At 40.5% G+C, this 3398-nt stretch carries 2 protein-coding genes; one reads left to right on the forward strand and one right to left on the reverse strand.

The window, feature by feature from the left end; all coding sequences use genetic code 11:
• Positions 1 to 1531: serine/threonine-protein kinase (locus tag H5968_RS24750; RefSeq protein WP_187042053.1), on the reverse strand; the 1531-nt coding region annotated here is incomplete at its 3' end.
• Positions 1532 to 2177: 646 nt separating this feature from the next.
• Between H5968_RS24750 and H5968_RS24755 the strand changes: the two genes are divergently transcribed.
• The gene (locus H5968_RS24755) at positions 2178 to 3194 is read left to right on the forward strand and encodes a ribose-phosphate pyrophosphokinase (RefSeq protein ID WP_187042054.1); all 1017 of its coding nucleotides are present in this window, start codon (positions 2178 to 2180) and stop codon (positions 3192 to 3194) included.
• Positions 3195 to 3398: the final 204 nt, after the last annotated feature.

Here is a 3398-nt window from a genome sequence, read left to right on the forward strand (position 1 = left end):
GGGTTTCGGTGGGTGTAGGTTCAACTGGGTTTTCTAAAGCGATATTCAAACTATAATCACTTTCAGCCACTTCTGTGGACAAAGTTAATTGAATAATGTATTCACCACTATTTAATAATAGCCCTTGATAAGAAGTAACTCGCTCTGAATCATAACTAATCGGTTTACCATCAGCAGTTAGCACTGTTAACACAACTCCACTTTCTTTGTCAACAGATACAGTTAACTTTTGCCCAACATCACCCGTAAAGCTGTATTTAATTATTTCCTGAGCCTTGATAGTATCATCTACCTTAATTGTGTTAGATGTTCCGAATCTTAAACGTTTTGTATAGAAAACAAATTCAGTATTAGTTGGTGTTGGTGTTGGTGTTAATGTTAAATCTGGTGTTGGTGTAGATGTCAAACCGGGAATAACAGGAGAAGGAAAACTTTGGGGTGTGGTTGCTTGTTCTGGTGGTGTTTGTGATTGTTGACTGCGAAGAGAATTAACCACTGTCCAAGAACCAAATCCTGCTAAGATTACTACGGCACTGCCAATAGCACCAATAGCTAACGGATTATCTAAGATAGAGCTACTTTGATGCGGTGGAATTACTGGATCAAGTGTGTTGGGTGTTAGTGGTAAAGGATCGGGACGATGACTAACAGCAACGGTTGGCAGATATGATACCTCTGGCTGCGGAATATGCCGTTGCTCCAGAGATTCTAAAGCTGATAATACATCCTTAGCACTTTGATAGCGATCGCCCGGTACATAACTTAACATCCGATTTAAAACTTCAGCAAATCCGTGATTCACTTCTACCCATTGCTGCCAGTTCCAAGTCAGTTGGGTTTCATCAAATAACTCTGCTGGTTCTTTTCCCGTCAACAAAACTATAGCCGTTACCGCCAGTGCATACAAATCACTATTAGGATAAGCTTTACCGGACTGCATTTGTTCACTAGGAGAATAGCCCGGTTTACCCACCGTTGTCACCGGCTTTTTTTCCGGGGTAGATAACCGTGTAGCGAGTTCTTTCACCACCCCAAAATCAATTAATACAGGTTTTTGATCAATATCCCGTAAAATCAAATTATCTGGCGAAATATCCCGGTGAATAATTCTCTTGTTGTGAATATGCTCCAAAACGGGCAACAAAGAACATAGTAAGTGTAATACCTCAGCTTCAGTAAAAGCTTGACTTTCAGCGCGACGTTCATTTAACAGGGTGTGATAGGTCTTCCCGCTAATGTAATCTTGCACCAAAAATAAGCGTTGATCTTGGGAAAACTTCTCTCTAAACTTGGGTATTTGCAAATGCTCGATTTGATATAAAGTGGCAGCTTCGCGTTCAAACAACTCTTGTGCCTTTTTTCCACCATAAACACCCGTCTCCGTGAGCATTAATTCTTTAATTGCACAAAGTTCGTTAAAGCGTCTTTCGTCTTCTGCGAGATAGGTTCTACCAAAACCCCCTTGTCCGAGAATGTGAATGATGTGATAACGATTTTGTAGAACAGTACCAACTTTAATGGGTGGTTGCATAATCAATAGAGTAAGTGTAATAGCAACTGAGCTAGAAATTAACTAAAGCATAAACGTGGGAATTGGGAATTGGGAATTGGGAATTGGGAATAAAGAATTATCTATTCACTGTCACCTGTCACCTGTCACCTGTCCCCAATATAGAAGATCGAATAACTCAGTTTCTCAATTTGACGCTAGTATCATAAAATAAGTACCTGCATCTTGAAGGCTCGATCTTTAGTTTTCAACATTCCGCAGTCAGCAAATTTCTATTGTCCCCTGCTTAAATTGTCCACCGGCATTGATCATTTTCTGTAGGACCGATTAATACTGCCCAAAATTGGAAAAAATTTTGAATTTATGTGCAAATAAATTGATCTCAGTGATAAAAGAAACGGTATAATAAGTGATCTACCATAGCAAATTATCAAATATTTGGGTGGTTCATTCCAATTTCCAAAAATGGAACTCTGAAACTATTGATCAAAATAGATGTCAGTATATTCCTCATTGGTTTTTTCTCAGAAGAACTAGAAAATTAGTGAATGTAAGTATATGGAGAAATATTGCAAGTTTGTATAGAAGTTTCAACAAAACTTACAAATGTTTTGTTTAGTCTATCTATGACCGTGAAATCTGCTAAATCTCTGATGATAATATCGCCATGAATGCACATCGAGGATCTGCTGTGCTGAGTTCTGCAACTTTGACAATGCACCCAGTCACCACAGGATTGACTGAAAATCACCGTCTGCGGCTGTTTTCTGGCTCTGCCAATTTACAATTATCCCAAGAAGTCGCTCGTTACCTGGGGATGGACTTGGGTCCGATGATTCGCAAAAGATTTGCGGATGGTGAACTGTATGTTCAAATCCAAGAATCTATTCGCGGTTGTGATGTCTATTTAATCCAGCCAACGTGCCAGCCAGTTAACGACCATTTAATGGAATTACTGATTATGATTGATGCTTGCCGTCGCGCATCTGCACGGCAAATTACCGCAGTAATTCCCTATTATGGTTATGCCCGCGCTGACCGCAAAACCGCAGGACGAGAATCTATCACCGCTAAACTGGTTGCTAACCTGATTACTCAAGCTGGTGCTAGTCGTATTCTCGCAATGGACTTACACGCAGCACAAATACAGGGGTATTTTGATATACCCTTTGATCATGTTTATGGTTCACCCGTAATACTGGATTATTTACAGAGTAAACAACTACATGATGTTGTAGTGGTTTCCCCTGATGTGGGCGGTGTGGCACGAGCCAGAGCATTTGCCAAAAAATTGAATGATGCACCTCTGGCAATTATTGATAAACGCCGTCAAGCTCACAACGTCGCTGAGGTTTTGAATGTCATCGGTGATGTCAGAGGCAAAACGGCGATTTTAGTAGATGACATGATTGATACAGGCGGAACAATTACTGAAGGTGCGAAATTACTCCGTCAAGAAGGCGCTAGTCAAGTATATGCTTGTGCTACCCATGCAGTATTTTCACCACCAGCGATTGAACGCTTATCCAGTGGCTTATTTGAGGAAGTGATAGTTACTAACACTATTCCTATTCCTGAAAGTAATCGTTTTCCTCAGTTAGTCACGCTTTCAGTTGCTAATTTACTTGGTGAGGCGATTTGGCGGATTCACGAAGATAGTTCATTAAGTAGCTTATTCCGTTAGATGGCGAATTAAATCACCCCCAAGGATGATTTTTATCTGGAGTCGGTAGGGGTTTAGCAATGCTAAACCCTTACATTTATCTTGGGGAATAGGGAATAGGGAATTGGGAATAGGGAATTGGGAATTGGGAATAGGGAATTGGGAATAGTTGATTAAAAAACATAAAATTGATTACCCAGTCACCAGTCCCCAGTCCCCAGTCCC

Source organism: Sphaerospermopsis sp. LEGE 00249, assembly GCF_014299995.1.
GTDB lineage: Bacteria > Cyanobacteriota > Cyanobacteriia > Cyanobacteriales > Nostocaceae > Sphaerospermopsis > Sphaerospermopsis kisseleviana.

What these genes read in the sequence shown, in the direction of transcription:
- H5968_RS24755 (WP_187042054.1), top strand. Translation starts at nt 2,178, where the DNA reads ATGAATGCACATCGAGGATCTGCTGTGCTGAGTTCTGCAACTTTGACA.